Here is a 19,840-nt window from a genome sequence, read left to right on the forward strand (position 1 = left end):
CCAGGTGCCGAACGATCCGCCGTCAGCGACCACAACGGAGCGAGTCTTACGAGCGACCCGTTCGCGGCCCGTCTCGCGTCCGAGCCGTCGAAGCGCATGCGCCGCAGGCGCGAGTCTCGACGGCTCGGACGCGAGACTGAAGGGGGCCGCGAACCCGCGGCGCCGCAGGCGCCGCAATTAAACACAGAGCACGGCCTCCATCAGGGCGCAGACTCGGGCCAGTTGTTCGGGGCGGGGGTCGAATTTGGTCAGTCGGCCCACGTCGATCACCTGCGCGATGGCGGCGTGTACGCGGAAGCGCGCCTCCACCGGATCGCCATCGAGCAGATTGGCCCACTCCAGCACGTTCTGGCGCTGGATGGCGCGCAGCTTGTGCTGTTCGGTCTGCGGCAGATTGCTGAATTCGGCGTAGTAGACCGGCATGATCTCCGGCATGGAGAAGGTGAGCCGGGCCTGGCGGTAGGCGATGCGCCGGACCGCGTCGGGACGGCTGGTGGCCTCGGCGAGCGCCTCGGTGATCGCGATGGCCACCCGGTCGCCGGTGCGGAAGAAGGCGGCGGCGAGTAGGTCGGCCTTGCTGGTGAAGTATCGGTAGACGCTGGAGGCATTGATGCCGACGGCCGCGCCGATTTCCTCGATGCTGGCCTCGTGATAGCCCTTGCGACCGAAGATCCGGATCGCCTCGGTGAGCAGCTGTTCGCGTTTCGAGGTGACCGGTAGGCCGCGGGTGACCGGTCCCGGCTCGGGTTCGGTTGGTGCGGGCGGCAGTTCGGCGTGCAGGATCGACCAGCTCATCTCGCGCAGCAGCGGCAGCAGCCGGGCGGTGGCGAGCGCGGTGCGATGCGAGGAGATGCCGGCGATGGCGCTGAGCACCCCGGCGGCGAGCATTGCCACGTCCGCGGGTGGCGCGGTGGGGCGCAGCTGCGCGATCGGTTCGGCCAGCGTCGCGTTGAGCGCGTCGTAGACCTTCCTGATTCGGGCGCGGTCGTCGGCCTCCAGGTAGCGCCGCTCCCAGCGGTACAGCCCGGCCTCGCGCCGGATATCGATGGTGTGTTCGCTGATCGCCTTGATCAGGGCGTCGAGCCTGGCTTCCGGTTCCAGCTGTGGATTGTCCGCCGCCTGCGCGACCTTCAGCAGGTGCAGTGCACCTTCTTCGGCGGCCGCGACCAGCAGCGCGTACTTGTTCGCGAAGTGGCGATACAGCGCGGGTCCCGAGATGCCGACCTCCGCGGCGATCTCGTCGACGCCGACCGGGTAATAGCCGCGTTCGCTGAACGCGCGCGCGGCGGCCCGGATGATCTGGACCTTGCGATCCTTCGGGCGGCGCCGCACCGACTGGGCCGGCTCCGCTCCGGTACCGCTCCCGCCCGCGTCGGACCGGGCGGCAGCAGTGTCGTTTCGAGCGACCCGCAGGCGATCGCCGGCGATGCCGACCTCGCTGCGATCCGCGACCATGTAGCTCTCCGTTCTGGGACGGCGCTGCTGGTTGACAGCACCGGACAATCATCCTAAGTTAACCACAATTCGCAAAGTTAACCACCATACATGTGCATGACCCGCTGAACCCAGACCAGGAGCACCACATGGCCAACTCCGATTCCGCGACCACGCCCGCAGGTTTCAGCGCCGTCCACGACGGCAAGGTGCTCAGGGTCACCCTCACCAACCCCAAGCGCAAGAACGCCATCGACTACGACACGATGGTCGCCCTCGGGGACACCTTCCTCGCCGCCGCCGAGGATCGCTCGGTGCGAGTGATCGTACTGACCGGCGAGGGCGGCGACTTCTGCACCGGCGCCGATCTTGCCGCATCCGCCGCCGAGGGGCAGCGCGGCATCACCTCGGACATGGTGATGGACGCGGCCAACCGGCTCGTGAAAGCCATTGTGGACGCGCCGATTCCGGTCATCGCCCGGGTCAAGGGCGCGGCCGCCGGCGTCGGTGTCGGCATCGCACTGGCCGCCGATCTGGTCTATGCCGCCGAGGATTCCTACCTGCTACTGGCCTTCATCAATATCGGCCTGATGCCCGACGGCGGCGCGGCCGCCATGGTCGCCGCCGCGGCCGGGCGACCGCTGGCCGCCGAAATGGCGCTGCTCGGCGAGCGACTTCCCGCGCCCGCGGCCAAGGCAGCCGGACTGTTCACCGCCGTGGTCGCGGCGGACGAACTCGACGCCAAGGTCGAGGCAGCGGCCGCCAAGATCGCCGCGGGTCCGCGCCGCGCCCTCGAACTGACCAAGCAGGCACTCAACGCCGCCACTCTCACGGCACTGGATTCCGCACTCGCCGCCGAAAAGACAGGCCAGAGCGAGCTCCTCCAATCCCCGGACTTCTTCGAGGGCGCCACCGCGATGCTCACCAAGCGTAAGCCGGTCTTCGCGGAGTGACCGCGCGGCCACACTCAGCTTGGTTGACCCGAATCATTCGATATCAGGCCCGGTTTCGTCGAGCGCGGAGGCGAAGTCGAAACCAACCCAACGGTTTCGATTCGTCCAGCCGACCAGGTCGTAGCGCCAGCGGAACGGCCAGGTCCGCGCGACGGTATTGAACAGGACTGCACCGAGAGCGGTGTAGTCGTCGTGGGTGGAGAGCAGGGCCCGCTGGCCGCGGGCAGCGGCGCCGAAGAACGCGTCGAACATGGCAATGGACTGTTCGGTGGTGAGGCGGCCCATGCCCCACAGGCCGCGGATACGCATCCAGTACACCAGTCGGGCCTGCCGCGGCCAGAGTTCGACAATGGGGTCGCTGCCTGCCCGGAGGGCGGTGACGACCGTGTCGACCAAGGCCAGGGAGCCGGCCACGCTGTAGCCGGTGCAGGGATGCATCATGCCGCCGCGGGAGCCGAACGGAATCGCCTGGGCCGTCCCCTTTTTCGGCGGTGACTGGTCCAGTGGGTAGTGCGCGGCCTCCGTCGGCTCGGTGCCGGTGAGCCGAATGCCGTGTGCGGCAAGCCGGTTCAGTGTGCGCCTGCGCAACTCGTGCTGCGGCATACCGCCGCGCAGGCCGAGGCTGGTCTCCTCGAAGATCACCGTGCCGTCACCGAGTGGGACGGAATAGAGGAACGACGGCGGCGCATCGGGTCCCGCGCCGTTCTCCGGACGCCAATCGAGCAGCAGTCCTTCGCCCTCGGTCACCATCGGTGCGGCGGTTTCGGCATCGACGAAGATGCCGTGCGCGCTGGCCGCGCGGCGCTGTCCGAGCGTCGGTAGCCCGCGAGTATCGAAAACCGTTGCGGCCCTGAGGATCGTGGCGTCGGCGAGTTCGACCTCATTGGCCTCGACGCGAGTGGCCCGCCCGGCGACGACGGTGGCATCGTCGAGTGGTAACGCATCGCGCAGCGCGGTCTTCGAGAGCACGCAGTAAGGGCGGTCGATCCGATGTTCGGACCTCGTCCAGACCGCCGGCCTGGGGATGCGCGCGGCAATGGTGCTCGGCGGCAGCCAGTCCGGCAGCTCATCGATCCAGCAGGAGAACGTGGGTGGCCAGAGCCGGTCCGGTCGCGGATCGACGGTGGCGACGCGGAATCCGGCTCGCATCGCGCGATGGGCCAGCGCCCGCCCGGTCGGGCCGAGTCCGACCACGCAGAGGTCGAACTCACGGCCCGCCCTGTCGCTCATAGTCCGCATTCAATCCGCTCCGATCGCGCCACGGCAACAACGACGCACCTACTTGGGTGAAACCCAGGTGGTGATATCGGCGTGCACGACCTCGAGGCCGTGCTTGTCGTAGATGGCGACCGGGACCACGAGTTCTTGCCCCTCGGTGATCTGCGTGAAGTCGGGCACCTCGGCCAGTTCCGCTATCGCGCGCAGACCGGTCTCGGCCTTGGCCAGGTACCGCACATTCATCGCCTTGGGAATCCAGCGGTGGGTGTCGGGCACCGTGGCCTCGCTCAGCATGCCCATGGCCACCTCGGCCAGGTTGCAGGCCGCGATCGCGTGGAAGGTGCCCAGGTGGTTGTGGATGCCGAACCACTTCGGCGAGGTCACCTCGCATAGTCCTGGCTCCAACCGCACGACGCTCGGCAGCACCGTCCCGAAGTAGGGCACCCGGGCCACCATGCCCAGCGAGAACAGGGTGTGCCCCAGCCTGTTGTCCGGCAGCTTGTTCCAGATGCGATGGGTCGTGGTCGGTTTCGTCATACCCATATCTTACTCGGAAGTAAGTTCGAGCGGCGGCTGCTGGCCGCCGGTGTGTATCCGCCTCCTGGTCGGTACCCGCCGCCCGGCGGGTACCGTCCATGTTCATCCGCGACCAGTTGGTCTCGGCGCGCCCGGGATTCACGCCCTGACCTGCCGAGAAGGCGTTGGCAGGGGGCGGATTTGAAGTCGCCAACGCGGTCGGGCATACTGTTCGGGTTGCCTTGCACCAGGTCATGCCGTTAAGCGGTTGTGGCGGGTGGCGAGGCGAGCAACACCCAATCGTGTACCTCGCTGGACTTTCAGCGTGGGTGCGTCCGGGACAACGTTCCAGGCCAGGTGAAGTTCCGAACCAGGGCCAAGGAATGAGCGGCTGCGTTGAATTCCGATCGAAGATCGGCGCGACACGCCCGACCGCGTGGACCGGAGAACCATGACAGATGAACAGCGGCGAGGATCGGGCCTGCCCGATCGCGGTCTCACTGTGTTGGATCTGCCCGAGCGGGGCCTTGCGTGATTACGCAGGCTGCCTCTTCCGGGTCTGACCCACTCGGGCTGGGACGTCTTCGTGTGTTCGGGCTGTGCAATTGAAGGTGGTGCGGAACCCGGCTTCCGGACCACGAACGATAAGCGGAGAAAAGGACACTTAGCGTGGCGGGACAGAAGATCCGCATCAGGCTCAAGGCCTATGACCACGAAGCGATCGACGCGTCCGCGCGCAAGATCGTGGAGACGGTGACCCGCACCGGGGCCCGTGTGGTCGGGCCGGTGCCGTTGCCGACCGAAAAGAACGTGTACTGCGTCATCCGTTCGCCGCACAAGTACAAGGACTCGCGCGAGCACTTCGAGATGCGGACGCACAAGCGGCTGATCGACATCCTCGACCCGACGCCGAAGACGGTTGATGCCCTCATGCGCATCGATCTCCCGGCCAGCGTCGACGTCAACATTCAGTGACGGGGACTCGAATCATGACTGATAACAAGAACAGGCCAGCGGCGGGCATCCTGGGCACCAAGCTCGGCATGACCCAGGTGTTCGACGACAACAACCGCGTCGTCCCCGTGACCGTGATCAAGGCCGGACCGAACGTCGTCACCCAGATCCGCACCGTGGAGCGCGACGGCTACAGCGCCGTCCAGGTCGCCTTCGGCGCCATCGACCCGCGCAAGGTGAACAAGCCGGTCTCCGGCCAGTTCGCCAAGGCCAGTGTCACCCCGCGCCGCCACGTCGTCGAGATCCGGGTCGCGGACGCCTCCACCTTCGAGGTCGGCCAGGAGATCAACGCCGACGTCTTCGAAGAGGGCACCTACGTCGACGTCACCGGCACCAGCAAGGGCAAGGGCTTCGCCGGCACCATGAAGCGCCACGGCTTCCGTGGTCAGGGCGCTTCGCACGGTGCCCAGGCGGTGCACCGTCGCCCGGGTTCCATCGGTGGTTGCGCCACTCCCGGCCGCGTGTTCAAGGGCATGCGCATGTCGGGTCGGATGGGTAACGACCGCGTCACCACGCAGAACCTGTCGGTTCACAAGGTGGACACCGAGAACGGCCTGCTGCTGATCAAGGGCGCGATCCCGGGTCGCAAGGGCGGCGTCGTGATCGTCAAGAGCGCAGTGAAGGGTGGTGCGCACGCATGACCAGCGTCGAGAAGAAGACCAACCTGACCCTCCCGGTCAAGGAACTCGGCGGCAAGACCAACGGCACCGTCGAGCTCCCCGCGGAGATCTTCGATGTCACCGCGAACATCTCGCTGATGCACCAGGTCGTCGTCGCGCAGCTCGCCGCCGCACGCCAGGGCACGCACGCGACGAAGACGCGTGGCGAGGTCTCCGGTGGTGGCAAGAAGCCGTACCGCCAGAAGGGCACCGGCCGCGCCCGTCAGGGTTCGACCCGCGCGCCGCAGTTCACCGGCGGTGGCACCGTGCACGGTCCGCAGCCGCGTGACTACAGCCAGCGCACCCCCAAGAAGATGATCCGCGCCGCGCTGCGTGGCGCCCTCTCGGATCGTGCGCGCAACGAGCGCATCCACGTGATCACCGAACTGGTCTCGGGGCAGACCCCGTCGACCAAGACCGCGAAGTCCTTCCTGTCCGAGCTGTCGGACCGGAAGAAGTTCCTGCTCGTCCTGGGACGTGAGGACATCGCGGGCTGGAAGAGCGTGCAGAACCTGGATTTCGTGCACCCGATCGCGCCGGATCAGCTCAACACCTACGACGTGCTGGAAAGCGACGAAGTGGTGTTCAGTGTCGAGGCCTTGAACGCCTTCGTGCACGGCCCCGCCGAATCCGCACAGGAGGAGAGCAAGTGACCACGATCGCCGACCCCCGCGACATTCTGCTGGCGCCGGTCATCTCGGAGAAGTCCTACGGACTGATCGAGGAAGGTACCTACACCTTCATCGTGCACCCGGATTCCAACAAGACGCAGATCAAGATCGCCGTCGAGAAGGTCTTCGGTGTGAAGGTGACCAGCGTCAACACCGCCAACCGTCAGGGCAAGCGCAAGCGGACCCGCTTCGGTTACGGCAAGCGCAAGGACACCAAGCGCGCGCTCGTGACCATCTCGGCCGACAGCAAGCCCATCGAGATCTTCGGAGGCCCGGTCGCGTAAGCGCCTGGGATTCCAGAAAGCAGAGAAGAACTCATGGCAATCCGTAAGTACAAGCCGACTACGCCGGGCCGTCGTGGCTCCAGCGTCTCGGACTTCGCTGAGATCACTCGGTCGACCCCCGAGAAGTCGCTGATCCGCCCGCTGCACAGCAAGGGTGGCCGCAACGCGCACGGTCGCATCACCACCCGCCACCGCGGTGGCGGCCACAAGCGTGCCTACCGTCTGATCGACTTCCGTCGGCTGGACAAGGACGGCGTCCCGGCCAAGGTCGCGCACATCGAGTACGACCCGAACCGCACCGCCAACATCGCGCTGCTGCACTACCTGGACGGCGAGAAGCGCTACATCATCGCCCCCAAGGGCGTGGTGCAGGGCACCCCGATCGAGTCCGGCCCCACCGCCGACATCAAGCCGGGTAACAACCTGCCGCTGCGCAATATCCCGACCGGTACCACGATCCACAATGTGGAGCTGCGTCCGGGCGGTGGCGCCAAGCTGGCCCGTGCCGCCGGCATGAGCATCCAGCTGCTCGGTAAGGAAGGCCCCTACGCCACGCTGCGTATGCCCTCCGGTGAGATCCGTCGTGTCGACGTGCGCTGCCGCGCCACCGTCGGCGAGGTCGGCAACGCCGAACAGTCGAACATCAACTGGGGTAAGGCCGGCCGCATGCGCTGGAAGGGGCGTCGCCCCACGGTCCGTGGTGTCGTCATGAACCCGGTCGACCACCCGCATGGTGGTGGTGAAGGCAAGACCTCCGGTGGTCGCCACCCGGTCTCGCCGTGGGGTCAGCCGGAAGGCCGCACCCGCAAGCCCAACCGTCCGAGCGACAAGCTCATCGTCCGCCGTCGCAAGACCGGCAAGAAGCGCTGAAGGAGGAGGTAAGAAATGCCACGCAGCCTCAAGAAGGGCCCGTTCGTCGACGACCACCTCCTCGCGAAGGTGGACGTACAGAACGAAAAGGGCAGCAAGCAGGTCATCAAGACCTGGTCCCGTCGTTCGACCATCATCCCCGATTTCATCGGTCACACCTTCGCCGTCCACGACGGCCGCAAGCATGTGCCGGTGTTCGTGTCGGAGTCCATGGTCGGCCACAAGCTGGGTGAGTTCGCGCCCACCAGGACGTTCAAGAGCCACGTCAAGGAAGACCGGAAGAGCAAGCGGCGATGACCACTGAGACTCAGAACCCGACTGCGCGCGCGACCGCCAAGCATGTTCGCGTGACCCCGATGAAGGCTCGTCGTGTCGTGGACCTGGTCCGCGGCAAGCGGGTCGAGGACGCCCTTGCGATCCTGAAGTTCGCGCCGCAGGCCGCGAGCGAGCCGGTTGCCAAGGTCGTGGCCAGCGCCGCGGCGAACGCCGAGAACAACCTCGGTCTGAACCCGTCGACCCTGGTCATCTCGACCGCCTACGTCGACGAAGGCGCGACCATGAAGCGGTTCCAGCCGCGTGCCCAGGGCCGTGCGTTCCGGATTCGCAAGCGCACCAGCCACATCACCATCGAGGTCGAGAGCGTGCCCACCGCCGGTGGATCCACTCGTAACCGCCGGAAGGGAGGGGCAAAGTAAATGGGACAGAAGATCAATCCCCATGGCTTCCGCCTCGGTATCACCACCGACTGGAAGTCGCGTTGGTACGCGGACAAGCAGTACGCGGACTACGTGAAGGAAGACGTCGCCATCCGCAAGCTCCTGGCCACCGGCATGGAGCGGGCAGGCATCTCCAAGGTGGAGATCGAGCGCACCCGTGACCGGGTTCGCGTCGACATCCACACCGCGCGTCCGGGCATCGTCATCGGTCGCCGCGGCGCCGAGGCCGATCGCATCCGCGCCGAGCTGGAGAAGCTCACCGGCAAGCAGGTGCAGCTGAACATCCTCGAGGTCAAGAACCCGGAGTCGGATGCGCAGCTCGTCGCCCAGGGTGTGGCCGAGCAGCTGTCCAACCGGGTGGCGTTCCGTCGCGCGATGCGCAAGGCCATTCAGTCGGCCATGCGTTCGCCGAACGTCAAGGGCATCCGGGTGCAGTGCTCGGGCCGCCTCGGTGGCGCCGAAATGTCGCGCTCGGAGTTCTACCGTGAGGGTCGCGTCCCGCTGCACACGCTGCGCGCGGATATCGACTACGGCCTCTACGAGGCCAAGACCACCTTCGGTCGCATCGGCGTGAAGGTCTGGATCTACAAGGGCGACATCGTCGGTGGCAAGCGTGAGGTCACGGCCGCGGCCGCGCCCTCGGCTGGTGACCGCCGCGAGCGTCGGGAGCGGCCGAGCCGCCCGCGTCGGTCCGGTTCCGCAGGCACCACCGCGACCAGCACCGAGGCCGGGCGGGCAGGCGCTGCTACCGCGGTCGCCGACGCCCCGGCAGAAAAACAGGAGGGCTGACGCATGTTGATGCCACGGAAGGTCAAGCACCGGAAGCAGCATCACCCGGGCCGCAGCGGCATGGCCAAGGGCGGTACTTCGGTCGCGTTCGGTGAATTCGGCATCCAGGCTCTCGAGCCCGCCTACGTCACCAACCGGCAGATCGAGTCCGCGCGTATCGCGATGACCCGCCACATCAAGCGTGGCGGCAAGATCTGGATCAACATCTACCCGGATCGCCCGCTCACCAAGAAGCCGGCCGAAACCCGCATGGGTTCCGGTAAGGGTTCGCCGGAGTGGTGGGTCGCGAACGTCAAGCCCGGACGCGTGATGTTCGAAATGAGTTACCCCAACGAGGAGACCGCTCGTGAGGCGCTGCGCCGCGCGATGCACAAGCTCCCCATGAAGTGCAGGATCGTGACCAGGGAGGAGCAGTTCTGATGGCTACCGGTACACCGGCCGCAGAGCTCCGCGAGCTCAACGAAGAGGAGCTCGTCGCCCGCCTGCGCGAGTCGAAGGAAGAGCTGTTCAATCTGCGCTTCCAGATGGCGACGGGTCAGTTGGACAACAACCGTCGCCTGCGCGTCGTGCGTCACGAGATCGCGCGCATCTACACGGTCATGCGCGAGCGTGAGCTCGGCCTGGCCTCGGCACCCGCTGGCAAGGGAGATGCGGCATGAGTGAAGAGAAGGTGACCCCCGAGGTCAAGCGCGGTACCCGTAAGGTCCGCATCGGCTACGTGGTCTCGGACAAGATGAACAAGACCATCGTGGTCGAGCTGGAAGACCGCACGCGGCACAAGCTGTACGGCAAGATCATTCGCTCCACCACCAAGGTGAAGGCGCATGACGAGAACGAGATCGCCGGTGTCGGCGACCGCGTTCAGCTGATGGAGACCCGCCCGCTGTCGGCCACCAAGCACTGGCGGCTGGTCGAGGTCCTGGAGAAGGCCAAGTAAGCCTTTCTCCGGCGCTGAAGCAAAGGCCCGCTTCCTTTTCAGGAAGCGGGCCTTTTTCATCTTCGGTCGGCGGGTTCGGATTATTCAGCTATTGATCGCCGCCCGGCCGATTGATCCAGCGCGCTTCGCAGGTCCAGCGTCCGAGGCTTGCCGGTGCGGCCTGCCGTCGCGAGCTTGTCGACCTGCGGCAAGGTATTTGCTGGTGCACGATTGGGCACCGAACGTCGGCGAAGGCGACAAGATTCTCTCTGTATTCGACTGTGGTGACCGCGGATCCGATCAGCGAGCCATCCTCCTCCAGGAGACCGAGTTCGACTGTTGGGCGTGGTCATGTCATTGCCACTGTGCTGACCAATCTGATCGCTATCGTGGTGGGTTGCCTTGTCGAAGCTCGGCGACTACGTCATCCCGCGGCCTGGCGCCGACTATGCCAACCGCATATCGCGCGAGGCCGTGCCGTCTACTTCGAACATCGTGAACACGCACCGCACTACCCGCTGTGACCCAGCCTCGCGTAGCTAATTGGTTGCGAGTGCGCCAGCCGGTCGAATCATGGGATTAATCGGTGGCGTACGGGTGGGTGGGCATGAGACGCTCAGTTGAGTGCGGTCCTATCGGGTGGTGCTGGCGAACTCGGCGGTGCGTAATGTGCTGCTGCTCGGGGTGTTGGTTCGAATTCCGTTCTTCGCCGGGTCGGTATTGCTCGCACTGCATGTGGTGCAGACCCTGCACGGGTCGTATGGGCAGGCCGGTGCGCTGAGTTCGATTGTCACGCTGTGTGTTGCGGCCAGTGGGCCGTGGCGTGGGCGGATGCTGGATCGGTTCGGATTGCGGCGCACGATTCTGCCCTCGATCGTGGTCGGGGCGGTGTGCTGGTCGATCGCGCCGTTTGTCGGGTACGCGGCGTTGTTGGTGCTCGCGGCGGTCGCCGGGCTCTTCGATATTCCGATCTTCACGGTGGTGCGGCAGGCCGTGATCGCGGCAACCTCCGAGCAGACGCGGCAACCGGCGCTGGCACTGGAATCGGTGTCGGTGGAGATGGCCTTCATGGTCGGGCCGGTGCTCGGCATCGCCGCCGCGACCGCATGGTCGACGACGCTGACCCTGTTCGGGATGCAGATGGGGCTGGTGCTGGCGGGCGTCTTCGTGTGGGTGCGCAATCCGCCGCTGCGCTCCGATGACAAGGCCGAGGTCGCGCCGGTACGGCGGCGTGAATGGTTCCGGCTCGAGTTCATTGCGCTGTGTATCGGTGCGAGTGTGGCGGTCGCGGTGCTCGCGGGTTCGGAATTGACCTTCGTCTCCGCCATGCGCGAGTTCGGTGCGCAGCGGTGGCTCGGCGTGGTCATGGCGGTGTGGGGTTTCGGTTCGCTGGTCGGCGGGCTCGTCTACGGGGCGCTGCACCGATCCTTTTCGACGTTCGTGCTGCTCGCCGGACTCGGCGCCGTCACCATCCCGATGTGCTTCGCTGTCGGTCCGCTCTCGCTCGGCATCGCCGGGCTCATCGCCGGAGCACTCTGTGCGCCAACACTTGTCGCATCCGTTGCCCAGTTGAGCCGGATCGTTCCCGAAGCCGGGCGCGGCGAGGCGATCGGCTGGCACGGTGCCGCGATGACCCTCGGCAATGGCATCGGCACTTCCCTCTGCGGTGTCGCCATCGACGCCGGTGGATTCCCGGCCGGTTTCGCGGCGGCCTCGGCACTCGGGCTCGGACTCGGAATCGGGCTGGCATCGCTGGTCAAAGTGGTACAGCGCGTCGACCGAGAAGGGCAGCAAGCCGGGGCGCGCTGAAATCGCTCGACCGCGGTCTTGCGTTATACGTATACATCTACTTATAGTGATTCTCGACGGGCGACGCCGAGCCGGCTCGGGGCGACCGGAAACAGCAGATCACTTCACCGCAGCGGACCGAATCGGGGTCCGCTGTCGTCAATCCCATGCTTAATTGCATATCTATTGATGAGATGGGGAATCATGAACGTGGATTCGCATACGTCCGCCGATGCCGGCACCGCTTCGGAGGTGGCCGCGATCACTATCGATAAGAGCGCATCGGATATGCGGGATGTGCTGCTCAAAGTCGGTCCCGGCGGTGCGCGCAGGCAGCGTTTCGTCGGGCGCAAGCTCGGTGAGACCCGGGAATTCACCAAGGCTGGAATCGAGGTGGTCCGGGTCTACCGGAGCCGCAAGGGCAAGTACGTCGTGCATCGGCAGCAGGCCGCCTGGGTGGACTTCGCACTGACGAACTGGACCAGGGATCTGAAGAACTGGCGCGAGATCTTCGACGTCGACGACCAGACCTGGGGCGACTACACGGTGGACATCGTCGACTCGGTCGAGGAACTCGCCGGGCGGGTGCCGGCGCGCATCTACCGCGAACTCGTCCGCCCCGAGGCGAGTCCGACAATCGACGAACTCGACATCTGAGACCGATCCGCTCGCACGGACCTCGAAAGGACTTCTCCCACATGTTCGCTCGATTGGGCGCGATCGTTGTGCACAACCCGTGGAAGGTGATCGGTCTCTGGCTGCTCATCGTCGTCGCGGTGGTGGCCACGGCGCCGCAACTGAAATCGACCACCGACCAGGCCGAATTCCTGCCATCGCATTACGAGTCGATCCAGGCAATGCAATTGCAGCAGCAGGCATTTCCGCAGCAGCAGGCGCCCGCGGCGCTGCTCGTCTTCGTCCGCGCGGACGGCGCACCACTGTCCGAGGCCGATTCGGCGAGCGTGACGACGATCGCGTCGAAGCTCAATGACGCGCGAATCAAGGACGTCATCGGCATCCAAGCCGTACCGGCTTCGGAGAACCGGTTGGTGCAGATCGCCGCCGTGCAAATGACGAAGGTAACCGATGCGGCCGATACCACGCAGAGCGATGCGGTCAAGAAGCTGCGGGACGCATTGCGGGATCAGGTGCGGGGTACAGATCTGAAGGCGGGCGTCACCGGCCAGGCCGCGCAGGTGCTGGATCAGACCGAATCCGGCCAAAAGGGTATGGCCATCATCGGTATCGCGACGGTGGTGCTGATTCTGGTGCTGCTGCTGATCATCTTCCGCAGTCCGGTGATCGCGCTGCTGCCGATTGTCGTGATCGGTGCGATCTCCGGCACCGTCAGTGGCCTGATCGGGATGGTCAGCGAGGTCTTCGACCTGAAGATCGACAGTTCGGTGAACTCCATACTGCTGGTGGTGCTGTTCGGTGTCGGTACCGATTACATCCTGTTCCTGATGTTCCGGTACCGGGAGCGATTGCGGGCCGGTGAGGATCCGAAGACGGCGATGGTCAGTGCGGTCGCCAAGGTCGGCGAGGCGATTACCTCGGCGGCGGGTGCGGTCATCATCGCGTTCATGGCGCTGATCTTGTCGACGCTCGGCATGTTCCGCGCGCTCGGTCCGGCGCTGGCGATCGCCGTCGCGGTGGCGCTGATTGCCGGTCTCGCGCTGGTGCCCGCCGTGGTTTCGCTGTTGGGCACCAAGGTGTTCTGGCCGTCGAAGGCGTGGCAGCAGGAGCCGAAGGGTGCGCGCTTCGGTGCGATCGGCGCGGCGATGGGGCGGCGGCCCGGTACGTTCGCTGTGGTTTCCGGTGGGCTCCTGCTGGCCCTCGGGGTTTTGGCGTTCGGCTTCCATCCGACATTCGATCTGAGCTCGGGCTCGACCTCGGATTCCGCCGAATCGACGGTCTACAGTAAAGAATTGCTGAAGGGGATGCCCGCCGGGGCTACCCAGCCATCCGAGGTGCTGTTGCATTCGACTACCGGGGCACCGCTCGACGATGACCAGCTCACCGCCTACCGAGCCGTGCTCGCCGCGGTGCCGGGTGTGAATCAGGTTGCGGCGCCGATGGTATCGAACGATCGACTGGCGGCCGACTTCCAGGTGACCCTCACTGATGCGCCGGAATCGGATGCTGCGCTCGATACGGTGCGTGTTCCGCTGCGGGATACCGCGCACTCGATGGCACCCGCGGGCACTACCGCAGTGGTGGGTGGCATCTCGTCGGTGTACGTCGACTTCCAGGACGCGATGGTGCACGACTACAAGATCGTATTCCCGGTGGCGGCGATTCTGATCATGATCGTGCTCGCGCTGCTGCTGCGCAGTCTGGTGGCGCCGTGGTACCTGATGGCCTCGGTCTTCCTCGGCTTCGCTGCGACGCTCGGTGCCGCGGTAGTGGTTTTCCAGCACTTCCAGGGCAATTCCGGACTGATCTTCCACCTGCCGGTGATCATGTACCTGTTCGTGGTTGCCCTCGGCACCGACTACAACATTCTGATGGTCGCTCGCCTGCGGGAGGAGGCGCGGGCCGGGCACGAGCCGAAACAGGCTGCGGCCCTCGCGGTTCGGCATACCGGTCCGACGGTTGCCGCGGCGGGGGTGATCCTGGCGGGCACCTTCGCATCGATGATGCTGGCGGGCAACAATGTGCTGTCGCAGATGGGCTTCGCGATCTCGGTGGGTATTGCGATCGCCGCATTCGTCATGGCGATGTTCTTCACCCCGGCGGTGACCGCACTGATCGGACACCGCGCGTGGTGGCCGGGGCATGGCGACCGGGATTCGAAGGGCACGTCCGAGGGGAAGTTGCAGGATGCGCGCTGGGATCAGTACGCGTACTCGGATACGTAATACAGCCAGGGAGCCGCAGTGCCGCTACAACCCGGGTACTCCGATAAGTTCCGCCGCTGAGTGAACAAGGCCGTCCGACTCGAAACATCCGAGTCGGACGGCCTTTACACTTCCCGTCTCCGGTCAGATTTGTTGTCGCGTACCCAGTGACTACCTCACAGTGAAGATCAACGAACTCCACATCATCACCGCCGACGTCGCCGAAACCGCCCGCAGCACGCTCGTCATCGGCGCCAAACCGACAGCGCGAAACATACTGCCGCCGAGGATGTCTCGCGGATGATCGTATCCGGACACTGCTACGAGTTGCCCGAATTGTCGCACGCGCACACTCATGATCCGAAACATCGTGCAATGCCCGAACCACTGGTGAGCGTGCTCAATCGACCGCTGCCGAGCGACCGCTGAACTTGTCGACAAAATTGGTACGAAACGTCAGGTGTCCCTGGCACAGTGCTCGATATGACCGACTCCGAAGCCAAGGCGGACCTGCATCGCTACCTGCGCTACGCCCGCGAAGCCATGCTGTGGAAGCTCGACGGCCTGTCCGAATACGACGTGCGCCGGCCTATGACTCCCACTGGCACGAATCTGCTCGGCCTGGTGAAACACCTCGGCACCGTCGAGTTCGGCTACTTCGGTGATACTTTTGCCCGCCCGTACGACGAACCCATCACCGAACAGGACTTCGCGGCCGACCCTACAGCCGACATGTGGGCAACCCTCGAGGAATCACGGGCGGACATCATCGAGTTGCCAACAACGTGAGATCAACGCTGTGATTGTTCCAGTTGGGATCAGCCGTGTCGCTCCAGGAATGGCGACGGATCGGCCATCGACACTGATTGCTGTTGCAGCAATGGTGTTGTCGGCGAGACCGCCGTCTGTCCATCCCCAGATGGTTTGAGATTCGAGCTCGAGCAGTTCGAGTGCATCCACGATCCGGAGTGTAGACATCGTCGACCGCAGCAGCGATTGAATATTGTTGCCCTGCACGAGTTTACCGAATGCGCCGGCACGTCGTCCCGATCTTCGTGGTGCCGAGCATGGTTGTCGATGTAGGACCGCGGGCTTATTCCGCGCTCCCTGCCAATTCCTCGTACAACCCTTCCAGTGCAGTGTGGTCGTCCTCGGTACCGATGTGCGGAGCGGCGAACCAGCGCGCGTACTCGGCGATCTCGGAAAGCCGCCAGTCCAGCGCGAACAGCTCTACCATCGCGAGGTCGGGGCGCAACAGGGCGTTTCCCGCAGCGAGCAGATCTGCGTAGTCCCGTTCGGGCGGCGCGAGAGCCAGCGACTCCCAATCGACCAACTTCAACCCGTCGGCGGTCATGACCTGGTTGTCGTTGTGCGGCTCGCCGTGTGTCGGCACCCACGAGTCCTGTCGGGAGAATGCTACGTCCGCCAGTTCCAGGTAGCGGTCAGTCCAGCGCTCGAGCGCATCATCGTGTGCGGCAAGGGCGAGTCGTGCTTGCTCTGCCAGCGGGCCGCTCGTCCAGGGCTCGGCAGTGTGAGCTCGCAACTCATCGGCGAACTCAGGACCGACCCGCGGCGTCCAAAACCGCAGGCCATCGGGTGGTGCAGCGCGATGCAGCGCGGACAACGCGAGAACGACCTCCCGGACATGCCGGAGCTCGCGGGCCTCCGCCTCGGTAGGGCTGCGGCCCTGCAGCCACGGCGTCACGCTGAGCACGCCGAACCCGACATCGATCGTGAACCGCCCGGAGTGGGCAGGCAACGGCGCACACGCCGCGTCCAGGCCAGCGGCGGCCAGTGCGGCAGCCCCCGCGTAGGCCGCCTCTAGCGACGTCGCGGTGTGCCGGGGCTCCAACTGGTCCAGCGTCACGAACAAAGTGGCGCCTCCACCGATCGCCCGCCAGTGGTGCGCGCCGAACCCCCACGGCAGATAGCTGATATCGGCAATCTCGGGCAGCCAGTGCGTAGCGACCGCATGCGCGATCGCCTCGTCACTGATGAAGGAAGGACGGGAGAACACAAGATCGAATTCTAGGAAGCACGCACACGCACAAGCATGGGGATTTCGCTGTACGGCCGCTGGTCAGACATACCCGCCCGACGGCGATGTGACGGCACGATCGCACGTTCGGCGTATTCGGCAATAGCCTCGGCGCCTTGGCGAGGTAGTCACTGGGTATGCGTGAGCGCGGGAGCACTCGAGGCCGGGCTTGCGACGGCGGCGGTTCAGCTGCTGATGGCGTAGGGGCGGCGGACTCGCCTGGCGAACTCCAGGACCTGGGCGATTGCGGTGCGGGACAGGCCGACTTCCGCGCCGATGCTGGTGGGTGTCCACGATTGATCGGCGAGCATGAGGATTTCGGCGAGCTGCTCCACCGGGATGACCGAAAGGCCGCGACCCGCGATCGCGCGGGCGACCGACCATACCTCGATATCATCGCTCCCGGACCCGACATTCTCGGTCAGCAGATTCTCGGCCGAAAGTGATTGCACGACTTCGCTGATCACCTCGCTGGTGGTGCGACGAGTCGCGTCATCCGAAACGAGCTGCCTGACCTCGGCATCCGCGGTGTGGTGCTCGGGATCGGTTGCGGAGTCGTCCGTGGGCGAAGTAGGGCGGCCATCGATTGCCCGCGTGATGCGTTCCGCCGGCGTCGCGGAACCTTGGTTGGTGCGCTGGGGTTCGGCGGGTGCGCTTGTGCGCGTCACGGTTTCGAGATGGGTGGCGGATTTTGCCAGGTGGGAAGCATCGCCTGGTGCGCTTGTGCGTGTGGAGTTCTCGGCGCGAGTGCTGGACTTCGCTGGGGTGGGAGCGCCCGCGGGCGCGCTGGTGTGCGTGCGGGTTTCGGCACCAGTGCTGGAATTCGCTGGGTGGGAAGCATCAGCTACCGGGCCCGTGGACGCGTTGCGAGATGCCGTGGCGCGACTCGTGTCGGCCTCTGCACGGTCTGCGGTCGCGTCGACGGTGTCGTAACCTGCTTCGACAGCCGCGGCATCGAAGATACTCAGCTGCGACTGCACTGCGTTGGTCCGCGATTCCGCCTTTCCGACAACAGAAGCCGTGCGCGCACCGCGAGCTGGAGCGATCGTCGTGGCATCGGACTCGAAGCCGGAACCAACGTGCTGGTCCGACGCGCTGGCGTCAGCCGCCGCTGCGGTCGGGAGATCGTCGCTGCTGGTAGGAAGAGTTGCGCGATCGGCAGATGCAGGCGCCGTACGGACCGCCACACCGCTGGTATCGGAAGCCGCGTGCTCGCGAGCGGAAGCAGCAGTCGGGGAGGCAATTCCGATGTTGGTGGCAGTTGTGCGCCCGTCATGGGTGTTGGCGGCGTTCGGTGTACCTGTCGGGGCCTGGTGGCCGGTGGCAGCGAAGGTTGTCCGCACATCGGCCGCGGACCGGCTGGCGAATCCAGTGTCGGCGAAAGTCGTGCGTTCTTCGGCGGCGATTGCCGATGCGGTCTGGGGTTCGAAGCCGGCGGTGGCTACAGTCGCGTCCTCGTCGGGGGTGTTGGTGGCGTTCGGTGTATCTGTCCGGGTCTCGTGGCCGGTGGCGGCCATGGCTGTGCGCTCGTCGGTTGCGGTCTGGGGGGTGGATCCATCGGTGACGGTTGTGTGCTCGTCGCGGGTGTTGGCGGCGCTCGGCGCTGCTGTCTGGGTTTCGAGGCCGGTGGTGGCGAATGTGGTCTGCTCGTCGGCAGCGTTCTGGGGGGTGAATTCGGTTGCGGCACTGGGTGTGTGCTCGATGAGGGCGCGCGCTGGGACCGTCGGGGAATCGATGCGCGTGGTGGCATGGGGTGCGCTCGCGCTGACGCTCGCAGCGGTGTCGGGTGCTACGCGGTGGTCGAAGTGGGGAGCGTGAAATACGTTCTCGCCGACGGGGTTTTCGGGAGCTGTCGAAGCATGGGCAGGCAGCGTGCCAGTGGCGGTGTCGGTGAATGTCTGCGCGTCATGGAGCGATTCCGATGCACGCACGGCGCGGCCCTGCCGGTAGTCGTCGCCGCTCGGGATCGGTTGGGTGCGACGGCCGTTGGTCGAGCGGGTGCTCTGGGCGTATACGAGGGTTTCTGTGCAATCGAGGCGTGCGACGGGGACCGGGTCGGGTTGGGCTGCGCGCATTGCCGCCTCGGCGACGTGGGCGTCCATCTCGACTGGGAATCGGACGCCGGCTTGGTCGAGGAGGGGATCGAAACCCTTGGCGGCGAGTAGTTCTCGGCGGTCGGTGGGCTCATCGGCGCGGAAGGTATCGATGGGCGCGCCGCGTTCGGTGGTGACCCGGTGCCGGGGTGGCAGGTCGGGTTCGTCCTCGACCACTGGAACACCGTCGATGAGCATGGCGTAGCGCGCGGAAACCCAGGCATGCAACCAGATCACGACGCCGACCATGACGGGGGCGATCGCGTATTCGGCCGCCTGGCCGAACGAGCCGGCGGCCAGGTGCGGGCCCGTGTTGAGTGCGACGGTCGTGCCGAGCAGCGCGGTCTCGAAGAAGACGACCTTGCCCCGATCGAGTTCGCGGCCCCAGCGGGCGGCCGTCGTCGCGGCCACCATGATGGTGATGATCGGGATCGAGATCATCGCCTCGATCCCATAGCTCAACCAATACAGCGGATCCGCCATATTCCCGCTGGGCACCAGGTTGTGCTGCACATTCACCCCGGCCCACACCATGCCGAGCACCACGACGGCGATCAGCGCACGCGAGGACCATTCGGCCCGGCGGTACAACTGGGCAAGGCGCGCGTCCTGATTCGAGACCCGCCGCCGCGCTGCCAGTGCGCGCCGATGCCAGCGCGCGTCCGCGTCGTCGGCGCGCTGGATGGCGGCCGTGGTCCGTCGATTGCGCTTCTCCGCCGCGATCTCGTCCTGGACGGCCCGCTTCCGCTGTCCCCGGCGCTGCTTGCGAACCCATTGCGCGAATTCACGTTCCGCATCGATCTCGGCATCCGATAATGCCTGTATCAGCGCCGCATCGTCCTGCAGCGGCAACCGCCCCCGCGCGTTCGCGACCCGCTCGGCCAATGCGGCGATCTCGGACCTATCGGTCGACTGTTTGTCGCGCATCGCGAGCCTTCCCAGGAGCAGTTGTCATACCGACGCAGACCTACATGCTCGAACATATGTGTGATCGCACCGAGACTAAACCGCTACCCACCCGAGGTCAATGCTCCGCACCCC

The 19,840-nt window shown here is 65.7% G+C and carries 21 protein-coding genes and 1 pseudogene; 16 read left to right on the forward strand and 6 right to left on the reverse strand.

Annotated elements, in window-relative coordinates; genetic code table 11:
- Positions 1 to 177: 177 nt before the first annotated feature.
- Positions 178 to 1,455 carry a TetR family transcriptional regulator gene (locus tag AB0J29_RS06130; protein WP_364780089.1) on the reverse strand — a complete coding sequence of 426 codons (1,278 nt, stop codon included), beginning with the start codon at positions 1,453 to 1,455 and terminating at the stop codon, positions 178 to 180.
- A gap of 128 nt (positions 1,456 to 1,583) precedes the next feature.
- On the opposite strand from AB0J29_RS06130, the gene AB0J29_RS06135 reads away from it, so the two are divergent.
- On the forward strand, positions 1,584 to 2,387 hold the full coding sequence (locus tag AB0J29_RS06135; protein WP_364780092.1) for an enoyl-CoA hydratase-related protein: 804 nt from the start codon (positions 1,584 to 1,586) through the stop codon (positions 2,385 to 2,387).
- 33 nt (positions 2,388 to 2,420) lie between these two features.
- On the opposite strand, the gene AB0J29_RS06140 is transcribed toward AB0J29_RS06135, so the two are convergent.
- Complete coding sequence (locus AB0J29_RS06140) at positions 2,421 to 3,626, reverse strand: lycopene cyclase family protein (RefSeq protein ID WP_364780095.1); 1,206 nt, start codon at positions 3,624 to 3,626, stop codon at positions 2,421 to 2,423.
- A gap of 39 nt (positions 3,627 to 3,665) precedes the next feature.
- Positions 3,666 to 4,142, reverse strand: a complete 477-nt coding sequence (locus AB0J29_RS06145; protein WP_364780098.1) for a hotdog fold domain-containing protein — start codon at positions 4,140 to 4,142, stop codon at positions 3,666 to 3,668.
- Between the two features lie 648 nt (positions 4,143 to 4,790).
- Here AB0J29_RS06145 and rpsJ point away from each other — a divergent pair.
- The 15 genes and pseudogenes from rpsJ to AB0J29_RS06220 form a co-directional block, all read left to right on the forward strand.
- The gene (rpsJ, locus tag AB0J29_RS06150; protein ID WP_003938093.1) at positions 4,791 to 5,096 is read left to right on the forward strand and encodes a 30S ribosomal protein S10; all 306 of its coding nucleotides are present in this window, start codon (positions 4,791 to 4,793) and stop codon (positions 5,094 to 5,096) included.
- Positions 5,097 to 5,110: 14 nt separating this feature from the next.
- Positions 5,111 to 5,776: a 50S ribosomal protein L3 gene (rplC, locus tag AB0J29_RS06155; RefSeq protein ID WP_364780101.1), complete on the forward strand. Its 666-nt coding sequence runs from the start codon at positions 5,111 to 5,113 to the stop codon at positions 5,774 to 5,776.
- The gene (gene rplD / locus AB0J29_RS06160) at positions 5,773 to 6,447 is read left to right on the forward strand and encodes a 50S ribosomal protein L4 (protein ID WP_364780104.1); all 675 of its coding nucleotides are present in this window, start codon (positions 5,773 to 5,775) and stop codon (positions 6,445 to 6,447) included. The genes rplC and rplD overlap by 4 nt, the downstream gene beginning before the upstream one ends.
- On the forward strand, positions 6,444 to 6,749 hold the full coding sequence (gene rplW, locus AB0J29_RS06165; RefSeq protein WP_040686547.1) for a 50S ribosomal protein L23: 306 nt from the start codon (positions 6,444 to 6,446) through the stop codon (positions 6,747 to 6,749). The genes rplD and rplW overlap by 4 nt, the downstream gene beginning before the upstream one ends.
- A 33-nt stretch (positions 6,750 to 6,782) precedes the next feature.
- Entirely contained in the window at positions 6,783 to 7,619 is an 837-nt protein-coding gene (rplB, locus tag AB0J29_RS06170; protein ID WP_364780107.1) for a 50S ribosomal protein L2, read from the forward strand.
- 15 nt (positions 7,620 to 7,634) lie between these two features.
- Positions 7,635 to 7,916 (forward strand): 30S ribosomal protein S19, encoded by a 282-nt coding sequence (gene rpsS, locus AB0J29_RS06175; RefSeq protein ID WP_040686549.1) that lies wholly within the window; start codon positions 7,635 to 7,637, stop codon positions 7,914 to 7,916.
- A complete protein-coding gene (rplV, locus tag AB0J29_RS06180; RefSeq protein WP_364355561.1) occupies positions 7,913 to 8,314 on the forward strand; it encodes a 50S ribosomal protein L22 in 402 nt (133 codons plus the stop codon). The genes rpsS and rplV overlap by 4 nt, the downstream gene beginning before the upstream one ends.
- Complete coding sequence (rpsC, locus tag AB0J29_RS06185; protein WP_364496027.1) at positions 8,315 to 9,124, forward strand: 30S ribosomal protein S3; 810 nt, start codon at positions 8,315 to 8,317, stop codon at positions 9,122 to 9,124. It begins immediately after the preceding gene.
- A 3-nt stretch (positions 9,125 to 9,127) separates the two neighbouring features.
- The gene (gene rplP, locus AB0J29_RS06190) at positions 9,128 to 9,544 is read left to right on the forward strand and encodes a 50S ribosomal protein L16 (RefSeq protein WP_040704375.1); all 417 of its coding nucleotides are present in this window, start codon (positions 9,128 to 9,130) and stop codon (positions 9,542 to 9,544) included.
- A complete protein-coding gene (rpmC, locus tag AB0J29_RS06195) occupies positions 9,544 to 9,783 on the forward strand; it encodes a 50S ribosomal protein L29 (RefSeq protein ID WP_040686552.1) in 240 nt (79 codons plus the stop codon). The genes rplP and rpmC overlap by 1 nt, the downstream gene beginning before the upstream one ends.
- Positions 9,780 to 10,061, forward strand: a complete 282-nt coding sequence (gene rpsQ / locus AB0J29_RS06200) for a 30S ribosomal protein S17 (protein WP_040686553.1) — start codon at positions 9,780 to 9,782, stop codon at positions 10,059 to 10,061. The genes rpmC and rpsQ overlap by 4 nt, the downstream gene beginning before the upstream one ends.
- 603 nt (positions 10,062 to 10,664) lie before the next feature.
- Entirely contained in the window at positions 10,665 to 11,849 is a 1,185-nt protein-coding gene (locus tag AB0J29_RS06205; RefSeq protein ID WP_364780112.1) for an MFS transporter, read from the forward strand.
- 183 nt (positions 11,850 to 12,032) lie between these two features.
- On the forward strand, positions 12,033 to 12,485 hold the full coding sequence (locus AB0J29_RS06210; RefSeq protein ID WP_364780115.1) for an EXLDI protein: 453 nt from the start codon (positions 12,033 to 12,035) through the stop codon (positions 12,483 to 12,485).
- A 41-nt stretch (positions 12,486 to 12,526) separates the two neighbouring features.
- Entirely contained in the window at positions 12,527 to 14,689 is a 2,163-nt protein-coding gene (locus AB0J29_RS06215) for an MMPL family transporter (protein ID WP_364780118.1), read from the forward strand.
- Between the two features lie 462 nt (positions 14,690 to 15,151).
- A pseudogene (locus AB0J29_RS06220) lies at positions 15,152 to 15,439 on the forward strand (DUF664 domain-containing protein); the annotation flags it as partial.
- On the opposite strand, the gene AB0J29_RS06225 reads toward AB0J29_RS06220, so the two are convergent.
- The 3 genes from AB0J29_RS06225 to AB0J29_RS06235 form a co-directional block, all read right to left on the reverse strand.
- Entirely contained in the window at positions 15,422 to 15,685 is a 264-nt protein-coding gene (locus AB0J29_RS06225) for a hypothetical protein (protein WP_364780121.1), read from the reverse strand. The pseudogene AB0J29_RS06220 and the gene AB0J29_RS06225 sit on opposite strands and share 18 nt — an antisense overlap.
- 76 nt (positions 15,686 to 15,761) lie before the next feature.
- On the reverse strand, positions 15,762 to 16,685 hold the full coding sequence (locus AB0J29_RS06230) for a phosphotransferase (protein ID WP_364780124.1): 924 nt from the start codon (positions 16,683 to 16,685) through the stop codon (positions 15,762 to 15,764).
- 206 nt (positions 16,686 to 16,891) lie between these two features.
- The gene (locus AB0J29_RS06235; RefSeq protein ID WP_364780127.1) at positions 16,892 to 19,726 is read right to left on the reverse strand and encodes a hypothetical protein; all 2,835 of its coding nucleotides are present in this window, start codon (positions 19,724 to 19,726) and stop codon (positions 16,892 to 16,894) included.
- Positions 19,727 to 19,840 lie beyond the last annotated feature (114 nt).

It is taken from the genome of Nocardia sp. NPDC049707 (genome assembly GCF_040674855.1).
GTDB lineage: Bacteria > Actinomycetota > Actinomycetes > Mycobacteriales > Mycobacteriaceae > Nocardia.

Bases quoted from the DNA above. Each gene is read 5' to 3' on its own strand.
- AB0J29_RS06130 (WP_364780089.1), bottom strand. From the start codon at position 1,455: ATGGTCGCGGATCGCAGCGAGGTCGGCATCGCCGGCGATCGCCTGCGG.
- AB0J29_RS06135 (WP_364780092.1), top strand. From the start codon at position 1,584: ATGGCCAACTCCGATTCCGCGACCACGCCCGCAGGTTTCAGCGCCGTC.
- AB0J29_RS06140 (WP_364780095.1), bottom strand. From the start codon at position 3,626: ATGCGGACTATGAGCGACAGGGCGGGCCGTGAGTTCGACCTCTGCGTG.
- AB0J29_RS06145 (WP_364780098.1), bottom strand. From the start codon at position 4,142: ATGACGAAACCGACCACGACCCATCGCATCTGGAACAAGCTGCCGGAC.
- rplC (WP_364780101.1), top strand. From the start codon at position 5,111: ATGACTGATAACAAGAACAGGCCAGCGGCGGGCATCCTGGGCACCAAG.
- rplD (WP_364780104.1), top strand. From the start codon at position 5,773: ATGACCAGCGTCGAGAAGAAGACCAACCTGACCCTCCCGGTCAAGGAA.
- rplB (WP_364780107.1), top strand. From the start codon at position 6,783: ATGGCAATCCGTAAGTACAAGCCGACTACGCCGGGCCGTCGTGGCTCC.
- rpsS (WP_040686549.1), top strand. From the start codon at position 7,635: ATGCCACGCAGCCTCAAGAAGGGCCCGTTCGTCGACGACCACCTCCTC.
- rplV (WP_364355561.1), top strand. From the start codon at position 7,913: ATGACCACTGAGACTCAGAACCCGACTGCGCGCGCGACCGCCAAGCAT.
- rpsC (WP_364496027.1), top strand. From the start codon at position 8,315: ATGGGACAGAAGATCAATCCCCATGGCTTCCGCCTCGGTATCACCACC.
- rplP (WP_040704375.1), top strand. From the start codon at position 9,128: ATGTTGATGCCACGGAAGGTCAAGCACCGGAAGCAGCATCACCCGGGC.
- rpmC (WP_040686552.1), top strand. From the start codon at position 9,544: ATGGCTACCGGTACACCGGCCGCAGAGCTCCGCGAGCTCAACGAAGAG.
- rpsQ (WP_040686553.1), top strand. From the start codon at position 9,780: ATGAGTGAAGAGAAGGTGACCCCCGAGGTCAAGCGCGGTACCCGTAAG.
- AB0J29_RS06210 (WP_364780115.1), top strand. From the start codon at position 12,033: ATGAACGTGGATTCGCATACGTCCGCCGATGCCGGCACCGCTTCGGAG.
- AB0J29_RS06215 (WP_364780118.1), top strand. From the start codon at position 12,527: ATGTTCGCTCGATTGGGCGCGATCGTTGTGCACAACCCGTGGAAGGTG.
- AB0J29_RS06235 (WP_364780127.1), bottom strand. From the start codon at position 19,726: ATGCGCGACAAACAGTCGACCGATAGGTCCGAGATCGCCGCATTGGCC.